This is a genomic window from Actinomadura roseirufa, assembly GCF_900659635.1.
In the GTDB taxonomy this organism is placed as follows: domain Bacteria; phylum Actinomycetota; class Actinomycetes; order Streptosporangiales; family Streptosporangiaceae; genus Spirillospora; species Spirillospora roseirufa.
In genome coordinates this window covers 1-15,165 of the sequence record NZ_CAACVB010000048.1, presented here as the reverse complement: position 1 = coordinate 15,165, position 15,165 = coordinate 1, and the positions used below count along the sequence as shown (strand labels likewise).

Annotated in this window: 18 protein-coding genes; 6 read left to right on the top strand and 12 right to left on the bottom strand. The window is 71.7% G+C overall.

Annotated features, from left to right (window positions below):
• Positions 1-51: 51 nt before the first annotated feature.
• Together E1291_RS13445 and E1291_RS13440 are read right to left on the bottom strand one after the other, a co-directional pair.
• Complete coding sequence (locus E1291_RS13445; protein WP_131738114.1) at positions 52-504, bottom strand: MaoC family dehydratase N-terminal domain-containing protein; 453 nt, start codon at positions 502-504, stop codon at positions 52-54.
• A gap of 245 nt (positions 505-749) precedes the next feature.
• Positions 750-2,036, bottom strand: a complete 1,287-nt coding sequence (locus E1291_RS13440) for an APC family permease (RefSeq protein ID WP_131738113.1) — start codon at positions 2,034-2,036, stop codon at positions 750-752.
• 114 nt (positions 2,037-2,150) lie between these two features.
• Between E1291_RS13440 and E1291_RS13435 the strand changes: the two genes are divergently transcribed.
• The 3 genes from E1291_RS13435 to E1291_RS13425 all read left to right on the top strand — a co-directional run bounded on the left by E1291_RS13435 (position 2,151) and on the right by E1291_RS13425 (position 5,031).
• Positions 2,151-2,621, top strand: a complete 471-nt coding sequence (locus E1291_RS13435; protein WP_131738112.1) for an Lrp/AsnC family transcriptional regulator — start codon at positions 2,151-2,153, stop codon at positions 2,619-2,621.
• 81 nt (positions 2,622-2,702) lie between these two features.
• Positions 2,703-3,509, top strand: a complete 807-nt coding sequence (locus tag E1291_RS13430) for an SDR family NAD(P)-dependent oxidoreductase (RefSeq protein ID WP_131738111.1) — start codon at positions 2,703-2,705, stop codon at positions 3,507-3,509.
• 154 nt (positions 3,510-3,663) lie between these two features.
• On the top strand, positions 3,664-5,031 hold the full coding sequence (locus E1291_RS13425) for an FAD-binding oxidoreductase (RefSeq protein WP_131738110.1): 1,368 nt from the start codon (positions 3,664-3,666) through the stop codon (positions 5,029-5,031).
• A gap of 123 nt (positions 5,032-5,154) precedes the next feature.
• Here the strand turns inward: E1291_RS13425 and E1291_RS13420 are convergent, their stop codons facing one another.
• The 5 genes from E1291_RS13420 to E1291_RS13400 all read right to left on the bottom strand — a co-directional run bounded on the left by E1291_RS13420 (position 5,155) and on the right by E1291_RS13400 (position 8,653).
• A complete protein-coding gene (locus E1291_RS13420; protein WP_242614124.1) occupies positions 5,155-6,630 on the bottom strand; it encodes a DHA2 family efflux MFS transporter permease subunit in 1,476 nt (491 codons plus the stop codon).
• An 11-nt stretch (positions 6,631-6,641) separates the two neighbouring features.
• Complete coding sequence (locus tag E1291_RS13415) at positions 6,642-7,199, bottom strand: NADPH-dependent FMN reductase (RefSeq protein WP_131738108.1); 558 nt, start codon at positions 7,197-7,199, stop codon at positions 6,642-6,644.
• A 175-nt stretch (positions 7,200-7,374) separates the two neighbouring features.
• Positions 7,375-7,845, bottom strand: coding sequence for a GNAT family N-acetyltransferase (locus E1291_RS13410; RefSeq protein ID WP_131738107.1), 471 nt, complete (start codon positions 7,843-7,845; stop codon positions 7,375-7,377).
• Positions 7,846-7,875: 30 nt separating this feature from the next.
• Positions 7,876-8,442: a dihydrofolate reductase family protein gene (locus tag E1291_RS13405; RefSeq protein ID WP_242614123.1), complete on the bottom strand. Its 567-nt coding sequence runs from the start codon at positions 8,440-8,442 to the stop codon at positions 7,876-7,878.
• A 7-nt stretch (positions 8,443-8,449) separates the two neighbouring features.
• The gene (locus tag E1291_RS13400) at positions 8,450-8,653 is read right to left on the bottom strand and encodes a hypothetical protein (protein WP_131738105.1); all 204 of its coding nucleotides are present in this window, start codon (positions 8,651-8,653) and stop codon (positions 8,450-8,452) included.
• A gap of 316 nt (positions 8,654-8,969) precedes the next feature.
• On the opposite strand from E1291_RS13400, the gene E1291_RS13395 reads away from it, so the two are divergent.
• The 3 genes from E1291_RS13395 (at position 8,970) to E1291_RS13385 (ending at position 11,796) form a co-directional block, all read left to right on the top strand.
• Positions 8,970-9,962, top strand: a complete 993-nt coding sequence (locus E1291_RS13395; RefSeq protein WP_131738104.1) for a zinc-binding dehydrogenase — start codon at positions 8,970-8,972, stop codon at positions 9,960-9,962.
• Between the two features lie 53 nt (positions 9,963-10,015).
• Entirely contained in the window at positions 10,016-11,011 is a 996-nt protein-coding gene (locus E1291_RS13390; RefSeq protein ID WP_131738103.1) for a sigma-70 family RNA polymerase sigma factor, read from the top strand.
• Positions 11,012-11,208: 197 nt separating this feature from the next.
• Entirely contained in the window at positions 11,209-11,796 is a 588-nt protein-coding gene (locus tag E1291_RS13385) for a DUF4240 domain-containing protein (protein ID WP_131738102.1), read from the top strand.
• Positions 11,797-12,125: 329 nt separating this feature from the next.
• Here the strand turns inward: E1291_RS13385 and E1291_RS13380 are convergent, their stop codons facing one another.
• The 5 genes from E1291_RS13380 to E1291_RS13360 form a co-directional block, all read right to left on the bottom strand.
• A complete protein-coding gene (locus E1291_RS13380) occupies positions 12,126-12,365 on the bottom strand; it encodes a hypothetical protein (RefSeq protein WP_131738101.1) in 240 nt (79 codons plus the stop codon).
• A 70-nt stretch (positions 12,366-12,435) separates the two neighbouring features.
• Entirely contained in the window at positions 12,436-12,798 is a 363-nt protein-coding gene (locus tag E1291_RS13375) for a hypothetical protein (RefSeq protein ID WP_131738100.1), read from the bottom strand.
• A gap of 129 nt (positions 12,799-12,927) precedes the next feature.
• Positions 12,928-14,118, bottom strand: coding sequence for a helix-turn-helix domain-containing protein (locus tag E1291_RS13370; protein WP_242614122.1), 1,191 nt, complete (start codon positions 14,116-14,118; stop codon positions 12,928-12,930).
• A 349-nt stretch (positions 14,119-14,467) separates the two neighbouring features.
• A complete protein-coding gene (locus E1291_RS13365) occupies positions 14,468-14,686 on the bottom strand; it encodes a hypothetical protein (protein WP_131738098.1) in 219 nt (72 codons plus the stop codon).
• 91 nt (positions 14,687-14,777) lie between these two features.
• Positions 14,778-15,047 carry a hypothetical protein gene (locus tag E1291_RS13360; protein WP_131738097.1) on the bottom strand — a complete coding sequence of 90 codons (270 nt, stop codon included), beginning with the start codon at positions 15,045-15,047 and terminating at the stop codon, positions 14,778-14,780.
• Between the last annotated feature and the right edge of the window lie 118 nt (positions 15,048-15,165).

Below are 15,165 nucleotides of genomic sequence, written 5' to 3'. Positions count from 1 at the left end.
ATCGTAGGGCGCGGCGCCCGGCCCGTCCCGAGCCGCCGGGGCCGCGGGAACTCACTCCGCGGCGCCCGCGTTCTGCACGACGAGGATGCTGGTCAGCTCGGCGATCGGGGCGTCCCGCCGGGTCCACTCGGTGGTCCGGACGATGAACTCCAGGGCGCCGTCGCGCTTGGAGTAGATGTCATCGATGCGGATGGACGCGGTGAGCCGGTCACCGGCGTAGGCCGTCGACCGGTAGGTGAAGATCTGCTCGCCGTGCAGGACGCGGCGGATGTCGACGCCGAGCCTGTCCAGGAAGGCCAGCGGCTCGGGCTGCTCCATCTCCAGCGAGAACAGGAAGCCCTGCGGGACGGGCAGGTCGGGGTGACCGGCCCGGCGGGCGGCCTCGAGGTCGGTGTAGACGGGGTCGGTCTCGCCGGACGCCAGGGCGAACGCGCGCAGCCGGTCCCGCCCGATGTCGACGCTGAACGGGCGCGTCCGGGTGCCGATCGCGGACCTGTCGATCAACGGCCGGCCGTCCCGTCACCCGGAGTGCGCGTGCGCTGCCACATCTGGTCTCCTCACGACCTAATGATCATTTACTTTTGGGGTGAACGACCTACCTTGTCAAGAGCCAATGCGTGAAGTTCACCGTAGGCATGATTCACCTCCAGCGCTACGACATGTGACGGCCGCGCCCGCGCGTCCATGACCACGGCGCCGCGAAGGCGGCGGCCGCCTCGACCCCCGGGCGCCGAGGAGAAAGCCGGGGATCAAAGATCGCGAAGCGATTCGCGCTCGCACAGGCCCGGTCGCGGACCGAGCCGCCAGGCGAGCCCGCGGGCCGGGATCGCCATGAACACGGCGGGGATGACGAGGTAGGGGCCGCAGGAGAGCAGGACGGCGGCGGTGAACGCCGTGGCGACCCGGGCGAGCGTTCGGCCGCGTCCGCGCAGGAGGCGGACGGCCGACGCCGTCCCGATCAGGGTGACGGCCGCCAGGCACGCGGCGGTGACGCGCATGAGCGGGTCCAGGCCGAATCCGCCCGCCAGGACCACGGCCGTCAGGACTCCGGAGGGCACGGCGAGCACCGCCAGGCTGCGGCGCGGGACCTCGCCGGGCGCGGCGCCGCGGGCCAGCCACGCGGGCAGCGCGCCGTCGCGGGCGAGCGCGGCGCCGAGCCGCGCCCCGCCCGCGATGTAGGTGTTCATCGCGACGAAGCTGAGCAGGCACGCGAGCACCGCCGTGACCGGACGGGCGGCGCCCGCGCCCATGCCGTCGGCGAGCAGCAGTGTCAGCGGCACCGGCGAGGACGCCGCCCGGTCGCCGAGCACGCCCGTCACCGTGACCGCGAGCGCCAGGTACAGCGCGCCGACGGTGGCGAGCGTGAGCAGGGTCGCCCGGGGCAGGAGGCGGCGCGGGTCGGCGAAGTCCGCGGACAGGTGACTCGCGGCCTCCCAGCCCGCGAAGGCGAAGAACAGGACCCCGGCGGCGTGCGCCACGCCGAGGGGCCCGTGCGGGGCGAACGGCGTGAAGTTGCCCGCCCGGACATGCGGGCCCGCCAGTACCACCGCGAGGACGAGCACGGCCGCGAGCGCCGCGACGAGGACGAGCTGGACCCGCCCGGACAACCGCAGCCCGCCGAGGTTCGAGGCGAACGCGGCGAGGAGCAGCGCGAGCGTCGTGCCCGCCGCCGCGGGGCGGCCGAGGCCGGTCGCCGCGGCCACGTAGTCGCCGCCGATCATCGCTCCGGCGAGCGTGCCGACGGGGACGACGGCGTAGAAGCAGTACCCCGCGGCCATCGCGGTCCGGGGACCGAACGCGCGGGCCGCGAACGTCGCGACGCCGCCTCCGTCCGGATGGCGGGCGCCGAGCGCGGCGAAGGTCAGCGCGACCGGGACGCTCAGCGCCAGCAGCGCCGCCCACGCCACGATGGAGGCCGGCCCGGCCGCGGCCGAGGCGAGGTGGGGCAGCGCCAGCACACCGGGGCCGAGCATCGCGCCGACCAGCAGCGCGGTTCCCTGCCCGAGCCCGAGCCGGTGCCCGCCGGTGTTCCCCATAACGCCCCCGATCCTCCGCAAACGGTCAGCTCACCGCTGTGAAAGTAGCCAGATGCGCGTCGCGGATCGGGGCGAGCCGACCGGATGTTCGGATTTGATGGCGATAATTCGGTTGTGGATGAACTTGATACGGAAATCGTGCGGCTTCTCCAGACGGATGCGCGGCAGTCCAACCGGGAACTGGCCCGCAGGCTCGGCATCGCCCCCTCGACCTGCCTCGAACGCGTCCGGGCGCTCACCCGGCGCGGCGTCATCCGCGGCTACCACGCCGAGATCAACCCGGCGGCGCTCAACCGCGGCGTCCAGGCCCTGGTGTCCCTCCAGGTCCGGCCGCTGAGCCGGAGCGTCATCGACACGTTCAAGGAATACGTGTCGGCGACGCCGGAGGTCATCGGCGTGTTCGTCGTCGCGGGCGGCGACGACCTCGTCCTGCACGTCGGCGTGCAGGACCTGGACCATCTGCACGCCTTCCTGCTCGACCGGCTGAGCAAGCGCAAGGAGATCGCCGGTTTCCGCACGTCGGTGATCTTCCAGCACGTGCACAACACCGTTCTCAGCCGACTGGACGACCCGGTTCCGGGCTGACCGCAACGGCCGGGCGGTGGGCGGGGTTCAGCGGGGGCGGCGCGCCGGCGGACGGTGCGCGCATCTACGAGAGGAACCCCCATGGATCTGCGTCTCACCGGCCGCGTCGCGGTCGTCACCGGCGCCTCGAAGGGCATCGGGCTGGCCGTGACCCGCACGCTCTTGGACGAGGGCGCGCGCGTCGCCGCCGTTTCCCGCGCGCCCGGCGCGGGCCTGGAGGCGCTCGCCGGGCCGGACCTCGTGCACGTGCCCGCCGACCTGATGGACCCGGCCGCGCCCGGCCGGGCCGTCGAGCGCGCGGTGGAGGCTTTCGGGCGGCTGGACGTGCTGGTCAACAACGCGGGAGGGCCGCCGCCCGGTGCGATCCTGCCGCGGTTCGGTTTTCTCACCCTGACCGACGACGACTATCGCGCGATGTTCGAGTTCAACCTGTTCGCGGTGGTGCGGGCGGTCCGTGCGGCCGTCCCGCACCTGCTCGGGAGCGACGCCGCGTCCATCGTGAACGTCTCCTCGGGCAACGCGCGGCGGCCCGGCCCGATGAACTTCGACTACAACGCGGCGAAGGCCGCGCTGAACAACCTCACCAAGGGGCTGTCGGAGGAGTACGCCCCGCAGGGCATCCGGGTGAACACCGTCTCGCCGGGCCCGGTCCGGACGGAGTGGTGGACCGAGGAGGGCGGCGCCGCCGACGTCCTCGCCGGGGTCACCGGCGCCGACCGCGACGCCGTCCTGGACCGCGTCGCGCCGGAGATGATGAACCTCACCACCGGGCGTCTCGCCGATCCGCAGGAGGTCGCGGACGTCGTGGCGCTGCTGGTGTCCCCGCGTTCCGCGAGCACCACGGGTGCGGAGTTCGCGGTGGACTCCGGCTTCCTCAAGGAGCTCTGACCTGCCCCGTGCCCCGCCCCGCGTGCCCGGCGCGGGGCGGGGCACGTCCATAAGATTTCGTGATCGATCGCAGCAGATCCATCTCTTGGACTTCTGGTTCGGCCGTCGTGAGAATGGAGGCGAACGCACAAGCGCTCACCACGAGGGGGACGAGATGGGCACGCACGGGACGCTGGCCGCCAAGGTCCGGGGACCGGTGCTCGAACCGGGCGACGCGGGCTACGACGAGGAGCGGACGGGCTTCCAGACCCGCGACCCGCACCGGCCGGGCGTGATCGTCGGCGCGCTGGACGCCGCCGACGTGCGGGCCGCCGTCGAGTACGCGGCCGCGCAGGGGCTCCCCGTCGGCGTTCAGAACACCGGCCACGGCCTGCCGCTCCCCGCCGACGGCGGGCTGCTGATCAGCACGGGCCGGATGACCGGGCTGCGCGTCGACCCGGAGGCGCGCACCGCGTGGATCGAGGCGGGGGTGCGCTGGTCCCAGGTCGTCCCGGAGGCGGCGGAGCACGGGCTCGCGCCGCTGAGCGGGTCGTCGCCCGGCGTCGGCGCGGTCTCCTACATGCTCGGCGGCGGCGCCGGGCTGATGTCGCGCCGGTACGGGTACGCGGCCGACCACGTCCGGTCCATCGACGCCGTCACGGCGGACGGGCGGCTGTGGCATGTGACGCCCGACACCGACCCCGACCTGTTCTGGGCGCTGCTCGGTGGCCGGGCCAACTTCGGGGTCGTGACGAGCCTGGAGATCGGCCTGTTCCCCGTCACGCACCTTTACGGCGGCGGGCTCATCTTCGACACGGATCTGATACCCGAGGTCATGGATCTGTGGCGCACATGGACGGCCGACGTACCGGAGGCGATGACCTCGTCCATCGCGCTGGTCCCCGTCCCCGACATCCCCGCGTTCCCCGAGGAACTGCGCGGCCGTCACATCGCCCACGTGCGCATCGCCCACTCGGGCGACGCCGCCGAAGGGGAGCGGCTCATCGCGCCGCTGCGCGCGGCCGGTCCCCGTCTCCAGGACACCGTGAGGGAACTGCCGTACACCGAGGCCGGCACCATCCACAACGAGCCGCCCACGCCGATGGCGTACCGCTCGACGACCCGCGCCCTGCGCGAGCTGGACGGGCGGACCGTCCGCGACCTGCTCGACCTGGCCGGGCCGGGCGCGCCCGACCGCGCGATCCTGGAGATCCGGCACCTCGGCGGCGCGCTCGCCCGGCCGCCCGTCGTCCCGAACGCCGTCGGCGGCCGCGACGCCCGGTACCTGGTCGGCGTGCTGTCCAAGCTGCGTCCGGGAGTCGACGAGGAGTCCGTCCGCTCGCTGCACGAGCGGGCCGCCGCGCTCCTGGACCCCCGCTCCTCGGGCGGGATCCTGAACTTCCTCGTCGGACCCGACGCCGGACCGGAAATGGTCCGCGCCTCCTACGACCCCGCGACCTACCGCCGGCTCGCCGAGCTGAAGGCCGCCTACGACCCGCGGAACCTGTTCCGCCTCAACCACAACATTCCGCCCGCCGCCTGACGGCGTCCCGGACACGAGACCCCGCAGCGGCGGCAGGATCGGCCGGCGCCCCGGGCTCTCGCACGGGGCCCCGGTCCGGAGCCCTCCGGACCGGGGCCGTCCGCGTCCCCGCGGCCCGGGCGACTAGCCCCGCGTCCGGCGCGGCAGGAACGCCGCCGGGATCAGGGCCAGCGCCAGCATCACCGTCGCGAACGCGTAGGTGTGCTGGAACGCGTCCGCGAGCCGCCCGGCGATCGCCGCGTGGGCCTGCGGGCTCAGCCGGTGCAACGCCTGGAGCGCGCCGCCCTCGTCCGCCGGTACCACCCCGCTCAGCAGCGCCGACAGCACCACCGACGACGCCGCCGTGCCGACCGCCGCGGACGTCGTGTTGATCATGTTGATGGTCGTGCTCGCCGCGGGCGCCCGCGCGTGCGACATCCCCCGGGTCGCCGCCGTCATCGTCGGCATCATCGTCGCGCCGCCGCCCGCGCCCATCAGCACCATCGCCCCGCACAGCCCCCAGTACGAGGCGTCCGGCCCGAGCCGCGCGGTGAACAGCGCGAACCCCGCCAGCGACGTCGTGATCGCCGCCGGGACGAGCCGTCCCGGCGCCACCCGGTCGGCCAGCCGCCCGGCGACCTGCACCGCCGTCCCCGAGCCGAGCGCGAACGGGACCCCGAGCAGCCCGGCCGCCGTCGCGCTCTCCCCCCGGACGACCTGCAGGTACAGCGGCGTCAGCAGCATCGTCCCGAAGTACCCGAACGCGAACAGCGTCAGCGTCCCGGTCGCCGCCGCGAACGTCCGGTCCCGGAACGGGGCGAGGTCGATCAGCGGATGCCGCGCCCGCAGCGCCCGCAGCACGAACCCCGCGACCAGCGCCGCCCCGGCCGCCAGCGGCGTCAGCACCGCCGGCGCGGCGAAGTCGCCGCGCTCCCCGCCCGTCGTGACGCCGTAGATCAGCGCGGCCAGTCCCGGCGAGAGGAGCAGCAGGCCCGGCACGTCCAGCGGACGACCCGTCTCCGGCACGTCCCGGGGGAACAGCCGTGCCCCCAGCGCCACCACCGCGACCGCCACCGGCACGTTGATGAAGAACATCCACCGCCACGACACCTGGTCGATCAGCCACCCGCCGAGCACCGGCCCGGCGAGCGGGCCGACCAGGATCGCCAGCCCCAGCGTGCTCATCAGCCGGCCCAGCCGGTCCGGGCTCGCGGCGCGCAGCAGGAGCGTCATCCCGATCGGCATCACCATCCCGCCGCCGAACCCCTGCACGACGCGGAACGCGATGAGCGACCCGATGTTCCACGACAGTCCCGCCAGCACCGACCCCGCCGCGAACGCGGCGATCGCGCCGAGGTACAGGCGCCGCGCGCCGAACCGTCCCACCGCCCACGCCGTGCTCGGGATCACGGCGCCGAGCGCGAGCGAGTAGCCCGTCGCCACCCATTGGATCGTCGCCAGCGGCGCGTCGAAGTCGCGCGAGAGCCGGTCCAGCGCGATGTTCACGACCGTGGTGTCCAGTGTGATCATGACCGCGCCGAGCACGAGGGTCAGCGCGATCGCCATCGCCCTCGGCTCGGGTCCCGTCCCCGCCTCGGCGCTCGTCCGGGCGTCCGCCACCGACGCCATGATCAGGCCGCGTACGGGCTGGCCGAGCGGGCCTCGCGCAGGGCGCGTCCCCACCAGACGAGCTGGTCGAGCATGCTCTTGGCGGCGGCGCCGCAGCCCTCCGGGTCGAGGGGACGGCCGTCCTCGCCGAACCAATTCCACGGGGTATGGAAGCTCACGGTGTCGCGGACCGTGACCGCGTGCAGTTCGGCGAAGACGCCCCGCAGGTGCTCCACCGCGCGCAACCCGCCGGAGAGCCCGCCATAGGAGACGAACGCCACCGGCTTGGCGCGCCACTCCACGAAGTGCGTGTCGATCAGGTTCTTCAGCGTGCCCGGGAAGCTGTGGTTGTACTCGCAGGTGACCACCACGTAGGCGTCCGCCGCCTGGATCGCCGCCGTCGCCTCCGGCGCAGCGCCGAGCCCGGCCGTCGGCACGGCCGTCGCGACGTCGATCACGTCGATGTCCAGGTCACGGCGCGTCGCGGCCTCGGCGGCGAACCAGGCGCTCACCGTCGGCCCGAACCGCCTCTCCCGCGTGCTCGCGATGATCACCGCGACGCGCAGCGGATTCTCGGTCATGTCGTTCTCCCTCGGTCGAGTCGGCTCCGTGCAACGGGACCGACGCTACGAAGCACGACCGGACCGGGAATCCGTCAGTCGACTGGGTCCGGTGACCGGCCTTCACCGGTCACTCTGGAACCTCGATATTGGTTGAGGTCAAGCGGATCCGGGTCGCGGACCGCCCGGAACGGCCTTAAAGATCAGCCCTCAACGTCACGGAGTGCACCGCGAACCCCTGGCGCTCGTAGAACCGCACGGCCCCCTGGTTGGCCGCGTACGCGCTCACCTCCGCGACCGCGGCGCCCTGCTCCCGCGCCCACTCCAGGAACCGCTCGGTCAGCGCCGCCCCGAAGCCCCCGCCCCGCAGATCGGGGCTCAGATGCAGGGTGGCCAGCGTCGCGACCCGCACCGGCCGCTTCGACCAGCTTTCGGTGAGCTGCCCGGACAGATGCCCCACGATCTCGCCGTCCCGCTCGGCGACCACCGTCAGGCGCAGGGGATCGGCCAGCTCCTCGACGAACCGCCGCTCCCCCTGTTCCCGGGGCCACGTGGCGTTGACCGTCGGGTCGCGGGTCCCCGCGTCCTCCGCGAACAGGGCACTGCTGGAGGCCACGAGCCCGGGGACGTCCCTCGGCTCGGCCAGGCGAACTACCACGTCACTCATATGTCGATCTTAGAAGCGTCCACCGGCGGACTAACGGGGGCGCTCGTACCGGAGGAGAACGACGCCGTTCCCGAACACATGGTTCTCGGCCAGCCGAAGGGGCATGCGCTCACGGGACGGCGGGAACAGCCGCTTCCCTCCTCCGAGCACGACGGGATGCACATAGATCCGGTACTCGTCGACGAGGTCGTACCGCATGAACGTCGCCCCGAGATCGGCCCCGCCGACGACCAGGTCACCGCCCGGCCGCGCCTTCAGCGCCCGGATCTCCTCGGCGACGACCTCCCGCTTGATCGTGCTGTTCCAGCCCGCCTGTTCCAGCGTCCGGGAGTACACGATCTTCGGCATCTCCAGCCAGATCCGCGCGAACGCCCGCATCGGCGCCGTGCTGGCCGGGTCGGACTCGGCCGTCGGCCAGAAGGCCGCCATCAGCTCGTAGGTGACCCTCCCCTCCAGGAACCCGCCCATCGCCCCGAGCCACTCGTTGAAGTGCCAGTGCAGCTCGTCATCGACCAGGTGCCAGTCGATCTCGCGTTCGGGCCCCTCGATGAAGCCGTCCAGGGACACCGACATGGACAGCACGATCTTCCTCACCACGTTCACCTCATCCCGCGGTCCCGTGACCCTGATGCAGCATCCCCCGTATCTCGGCGCCGTGCTCGAAGTCATGTGCCTCGATGGCCTCGTCCTTGAGCCGCCGAAGATCGGTGAGCCGCCGCGGCAACCCCTGAAGCGTGGGCGGCAACTCCAGCTCCACCACGGCGCGTCCCCGCCCCGTGTACGGACCGAGGTCCAGTGGTGCAGTCACCGTTATCCCCTCTCGGACGCCCAGAACTCACGCAACCACGAACGAGCAACCCCCGACAGGGGTCCGGAGCCCCGCCTTTCACGGCGTTTCTCGGGTCCCGCGAGCGGCCCGCCGGGTCGGGGACGAGCCCAGCGTTGATCGCTGGCTTCAGGTCGTCGCGGGCACCGGACAGGCTGCCCCGACCGTCGAAGGGGATCTGCGGATGGGGCCGGTCGATTCCTTTCAGCGGTGGCCGAGGTCTACATGGGGGAGGCGCGGCCCGCGCGACGGGCCGGTCGCCCTCTCACGGACGCCGAGAACGAAAGGCCGATCTTCAATGGGCATTCCCACGACCATGCGCGCGCTGCGGCAGACCTCCCTCGACGGCCCGCAGGACATGCGTCTGATCACGGACGCGCCGGTGCCGAGCCCCGGCCGGGGCGAGGTCCTGATCCGCGTCACCGCCGCCGGGGTCAACTTCGCCGACGTCTCCAAGGCCCATGGGACGTTCGCGGGCGGTCCGCGGCCACCGTATCCGGCGGGTTTCGAGGCCGCCGGTGAGGTCGTCGCGGTGGGCGAGGCGGTGACCGTCCCGCAGCTGGGCGCGCGCGTCGTCGGCGTCGGATCCGGCGCCTTCGCCGAGTACATGGTCCTGCCCGCGGCCGCTGCGGTGCCGGTGCCAGCGGGCTGGACGGAGCAGCAGGCGCTGGGCCTGGTCGTGAACTGGCCGACCGCGCTGGCCGCGCTCAAGCCCCTGGGGGGCATCGCCGCCGGGCAAGTCGTGCTGATCCACGCCGCGGCGGGCGGGACCGGCCAGGCCGCGGTGAGAATGGCCAAACACTACGGTGCGACGGTCATCGCCACCGCCTCGCCGGGCAAGCACGAGACGGTGCTGGCATTGGGAGCCGACCACGTCCTGGACTCGCTCGGCGGCGACCTCGCCGCCGAGGTGATGGAACTGACCGGCGGGTCCGGCGTCGATCTGGTTCTTGAGTCGGCCGGCGGCGCCGGCTTCGAAGTCAGTCTGGCCGTGGCCAAGCGGGTCACCGGCCGGGTCATCGTCTACGGCATGGCGGGCGGCGAAGCCCCGCTCACGAACTGGGAGCTGGTGTACAAGCACCAGGTCCACGTCATCGGCCTCAATATCGGCGTCCTGATGCAGGCCGCACCACAGATCTTCGGTGAGCTGATGGGCGAGTTGTCCGCGCTGATCGCGGCCGGCGTGCTCGCCCCCACCCGGCCGACCGTCTACGAACTGGCCGACGGACCCAAAGCGCTGACGGAGCTGGAAGCCAGGGCCACCGTCGGCAAACTGGCCCTGCTGCCCTGATCGCGTCGGCACGTGGACCACACCCAGACGTGTCGCCGTCATAGGCTCGCGGCGTGACACCGGATCCGCGGACGGCACCGGACCGAGACCGGTTCACCGCCGAGACCGAGCGGTTCCGCCGGGAGTTGCTGGCGCACTGCTACCGCATGGTCGGCTCGGCCCACGACGCCGAGGACCTGGTGCAGGAGACCTACCTGCGGGCGTGGCGGTCCTACTCCGGATTCGAGGGCCGGGCGTCGGTACGGTCCTGGCTCTACAAGATCGCCACCAACGTCTGCCTGACGGCGTTGAAGCCGCGCCCGATCCGGGTGCTGCCCTCAGGACTGGCGGGCCCGTCCGACGGGCCCGACCGCCCGCCGAGCCCGGTCGCGCCGGGCGAGGTCTCATGGCTGGAACCGCTACCGGACGCCTGGATCGCCCCGCCCGCCGACGATCCGGCCGCGGTGGTGGTCGAACGCGAGTCGCTGCGGCTGGCGCTCATCGCCGGCCTGCAGTATCTGCCCTCCCGCCAGCGCGCGATCCTCCTCCTGCGCGAGGTGCTGGCGTTCTCGGCGGCCGAGACCGCGGAGATCCTCGGTACCACCACGGCGGCGGTCAAGAGCGGCCTGCAGCGCGCCCGTGCCCGGCTGGACGAACTGGAACCCGAGCCGAGGGACCTGCTCGAACCGACCGACCAACGGGCGCGCGCGCTGCTCGACGGCTACATCGCGGCCTTCGAACGCTCCGATGCCGGCCTCCTGGAACAGGTACTCCGCGCGGACGCCACACTGGAGGCGACGCCGTTCCGCGAATGGCAGGCGGGCCGGGCGACGTGCGTCCACATGCTCGACGCCCACGTGCTGGGCACGCCGGGCGACTGGCGGATGATCGCCACCACGGCCAACGGCCAACCCGCCGCCGCCGTCTACCACCGAGACGCCAACGGCGAATTCCGCGCCGACGGCATCGTGGTACTGACCCCCACCGCCACCGGCGTCTCCCGCGTGATCAAGTTCCACGACCCCGCACTGACCGCCACATTCGACTTCCCCAACACACTCGCCCCCTGACCCACCACGGCCCCCCGCACCCGTCCTGCTCGGCCAGTCGAAGGACCGCAGATCACCCCCCGTCGGCGCTTTGCCCAGATCGACCAGCGGACCACCCGGATCGCCGACCTCCCCATGCCCCCTTTCACGACGACCGGCCGCAACCTCACGGCCAACCGCGGCCTCCACATGTCAGCACCGGGTGGGAGGGTGCAGCCGTGGACATCACCGATTTCTGGAACATCATCGAGGCCGCTCGCACGAACGCGGCCTCGTCCACAGATGATCCAGACCAAGCCGTCGCAACGGCGCTGGCCGACGCGCTGGCCGCGACCTCGAAGCAGGCGGTCCTCGAATACCAGCGATGCTTCGAGAAACTCGACACGGCGATCTTCCGCTGGGACGTGTGGGCCGCCGGCTACCTGATCGGTGGAGGTTGCTCGGACGACTCCTTCATGGACTTCCGTGCCGGACTGATCGCGCAGGGCCGTGACTGGTACGAACGGGTCGTCGCCTCACCCGATGCCCTCGCCGAACACCCGGACATCATCACCGCGGCAGCCGAAGGCCGTGACCGGGCGCTGTTCACCGAGATGGTCAACTATGCGCCCTCCGACGCCTACGGGCGGATTCATGGCGACGACGACGGTTGCATCTTCTACGACGACTACGACGAGTTCCTCGGTCCCCAGGCGGAGCGCGAACCAGCCCACATGGGCGAGGACTTCGATTTCGAGGACGCCGCGGAGATGCACGCCCGGCTTCCGCGATTGGCGCGCCTCTTCCTTGGCCGCGCCCCGATCTGACCCGTTCGTCCGCTCCACCACCAGGTTCAGAACGCCTCGACTCACCGGCTTCGCCACCGGAACGGCCAGGGCCTCGACACTCCGCCGGTCTTCAAGCCCGCTCGCCGGACGCCACGAGCTCGGATGCCCCATGGCCATCGAGCGTTCAGCCGACCAGCAGGGTGCCGCCGCCGTTCTCGGCCTCGGCGAACTGGTACGAATCCCCAGTGGTGAGGACGAGGCTACGGCGCTCGTGATGTTCGCTTGCTGGAAGGGCGCGGCGGTGCGGGGACCTCGGGGGCGGCGTCGACCCGCACCACCGCGCCGGTCTGAAGGGGCTTGCGTGGTGGTCAGGCGGGCGGCAGGCCGAGCACCCGCCCGATCTGCTCGGCCGCCTGTTCGGCGGTCGTGCCGATCTGGGCGCCGTGGTCGGGCCCGCAGTACCAGAGGTAGGCGCAGCGGTGCCGGGCCCAGACGACGTAGTGCGGCCCTTTGCCGGAACGGATGAGATGCAGGATCTCCGTCCCGCGCGGCAGTATCGGCGCGATGCCGGCGAACCGCCTACGCAGCAGGGTCGCCAGTTCGGTCAATCGCTCTCCGGGTGAAGTGAACGCGGGGGGCTCTGCCGCGTCACCCGTCCCCCCGCGTCCACGCCCGAACTCACTCACCGGCACACCCATGCTTCATCGGCGCCCCGAGAGTGGTGGCCACGATCAGCGCCGCGTCCACGATGCGGTCGGCCTCGGCGATCGGCTCACCCCACGACGTGAAGAACCACGACCGCCCGCCGTCGTCCTCACGCGCCTTGCACGTGATCGTGTCCGCCGGGTGCGGCACATCCGGACAACACCCCACCGCCTTCGGATTGATCACGGTCAAGCCGCACCGCTGCAGCACCGTCGTCAATCCGTAGATGTGCAATCTGGACATCAACGCGCCCAGCCGCGCGTAGGCGTCCGGATGATCGGTGCCGTCGGGGCACTCACTCGTGCCCGACTCGCCCGCTTCGCTTACCCTGCCCATAACCGGACTCCGTTTCCGGCCAGGCCCGGGAACCCCGGTGTTGGCGCACCGGCCCGGGTCGCTCTGCGTCTGACGCCACAGAACGTAAAAGCGGAAGTGCGGAGAGTTGTTTCAGGGCTGAAACCCCTGTCAGAGCAAGCTCATGCGCCACGCCAAGCCACGCAACGTCCGACCGCCCGTGCGCCGAAGCATGTCCCGCACCAGCTCCCGTACAAGCGGGTGATGGTGCACCTGCTGGGGCGAAAGCCGTTCGGCTTGCAGTAGTTCACGGGTGACGGCGTCCGAGTGATGCCCGAGCATCGCGCGGGCGCGAGCACGCTCCAACAGGAGGGCGGCCCGCCGGTTCCTCGAGGGCAAGGCCCGAGGCTCCACCCCATCGGCATGGGCGAGCGCGGCGGCGGGTTCTCCGGCTTCAACGGCGAGAGAGGCCCGCCACACGCCGGTGTTCGCAGGTCCGAACAGCTCGAAGGCCCCGGGGTCTTCGCCCAGACGCTCGGCTGAGCGCGCCGCGTCCGCCGCATGGTCGGCGGCCGCCCGGTCATCGCCGTTGATCTGGCAGGCGAGTGCACTGCTCAGCCGCAACATGCCGTAGACCTGATGACCGAAGCGATCATCGCCGATGAACGGCTCGAGCCCATCGGCGATGTCAGGCGTCAGCATGAGCGCCCGAGGCCGGTTCGTCGAACTCCGCGCGTGTGCCCGTCCGAACGCCGCCGCACCCTTCCAGATCGGGTCATCGAGCATGTCGGCCGCCTGCTGCCCGCGTTCTCCGGCGATCCACGCCAAGTGGACCTCCCCCAAATGCCGGAGCGTGCACGTCGCATCGGACCCGCACGCCTGGACGACCAGCTGGAGCGCGAGGTCTCGTACCGGCCCCTCCGCTGTCGCAGAGTGCACGAACAACTCACCGATCGCATCCGGCAGGACCCGGGCCACAGTCGCGTAGTCCGCCACGAGCAAGGCGGCATCGGCAGCCGCGACCTCGGCGCGCAATACATCGATGGGGCGTGCCGGGATGTCCGGAGGGTCGCCGGGGGAGGAGTCGAGCAGGACTCTCTGCAAGCCCATCAGGTTGTAGTGGCGACGCTCGGGCCGCACCTCCGGAGTCGGGCCGCCCATCAAATAGTCCGCCGACACCTCCAGCGCGGAGGCGAGCGCCGCGATGTCGGAGCGACGCTCCAACCGGGTCTTGCCGTTCTCGACCTTCGAAAGCCACGCTTTGGACCGGCCGATCAAGCCGGCGACGGCCTCAAGGCTCTTGCCGGTCGCGCGCCGTGCCGCACGGACGTTCTCTCCGATGGAGCGGGCCCCATCGTCCACGGGTCCAGCCATGGCGACCTTCTGTCGTCGTCCCCAGTGCCCTCCCCACACCGTACGCGGCGACAATCGCTACGTCTCCGGAACCAGGGGCAACTGGCTGCGTGCGATGGTGAGTTCATTGTGGGGTGAACGAACTCCGCTCTGGGGGTGCATCCCGTCTCGTACGCCCGGAACCCACGCGACCACGCACAGGCGACGCCCGACATGGCTCCGAAAGCGCCGCCTGCCTGCAGCCAGATGCCCACAGAGCTGGCGAGGTTCGTTTGCACGAAGGGCGCGGCGGTGCGGGGACTTCGGGGGCGGCGTCGACCCGCACCACCGCGTCGGTCTGGGCGGTTCGTGTGGTGTGTCAGGCGGGCGGCAGGCCGAGCGTCCGGCCGATGGTCTCGGCGGCCTGGTTGGCGGTCGTGCCGATCTGTGCGCCGTGGTCGGGTCCGCAGTACCAGAGGTAGGCGCAGCGGTGGCGGGCCCAGACGACGTAGTGGGGTCCTTTTCCGGAGCGGATGAGATGCAGAATCTCGGTCCCGTGCGGCAGGATCGGCGCAACATTGGAGAATCGCCGGCTCACCAGTAGCGCGAGTTCGGTCAATCGCTCGCCGGGTGAAGTGGACGCGGGGGGCTCTGCCGCGTCACCCGTCCCCCAGCGTCCACGCTCGGATTCACTCACCGGCGCACCCATGTTCGGTCGGCGTGCCGAGAGTGGTGGCCACGATCAGCGCCGCGTCCACGATGCGGTCGGCCTCGGCGATCGGCTCGCCCCAGGACGTGAAGAACCACGCCCGCCCGCCGTCGTCCTCACGCGCCTTGCACGTGACCGTGTCCGCCGGATGCGGCACCTCCGCACAACACCCCGCCACCCTCGCATTGACCACGGTCAACCCGCACCGCCGCAAAGTGGTCTCCAGCCCGTAGGCGTGCAGCCTGGACATTAGCCCCCCAAGCCGCCCAGGCGGATTCGAGGAGTCGTCGCAACATCCCTGACCAGGGAGTGCGATGGCCTTCGAGATTCGTCTGAACCGCAAGCCGCAGGGGCGTAAGGCCCTGGTC

Coding starts and splice junctions, on each gene's coding strand:
- E1291_RS13395 (WP_131738104.1), top strand. CDS start 8,970: ATGGGCATTCCCACGACCATGCGCGCGCTGCGGCAGACCTCCCTCGAC.
- E1291_RS13415 (WP_131738108.1), bottom strand. CDS start 7,199: ATGACCGAGAATCCGCTGCGCGTCGCGGTGATCATCGCGAGCACGCGG.
- E1291_RS13360 (WP_131738097.1), bottom strand. CDS start 15,047: ATGTCCAGGCTGCACGCCTACGGGCTGGAGACCACTTTGCGGCGGTGC.
- E1291_RS13430 (WP_131738111.1), top strand. CDS start 2,703: ATGGATCTGCGTCTCACCGGCCGCGTCGCGGTCGTCACCGGCGCCTCG.
- E1291_RS13425 (WP_131738110.1), top strand. CDS start 3,664: ATGGGCACGCACGGGACGCTGGCCGCCAAGGTCCGGGGACCGGTGCTC.
- E1291_RS13375 (WP_131738100.1), bottom strand. CDS start 12,798: ATGGGCAGGGTAAGCGAAGCGGGCGAGTCGGGCACGAGTGAGTGCCCC.
- E1291_RS13410 (WP_131738107.1), bottom strand. CDS start 7,845: ATGAGTGACGTGGTAGTTCGCCTGGCCGAGCCGAGGGACGTCCCCGGG.
- E1291_RS13440 (WP_131738113.1), bottom strand. CDS start 2,036: ATGGGGAACACCGGCGGGCACCGGCTCGGGCTCGGGCAGGGAACCGCG.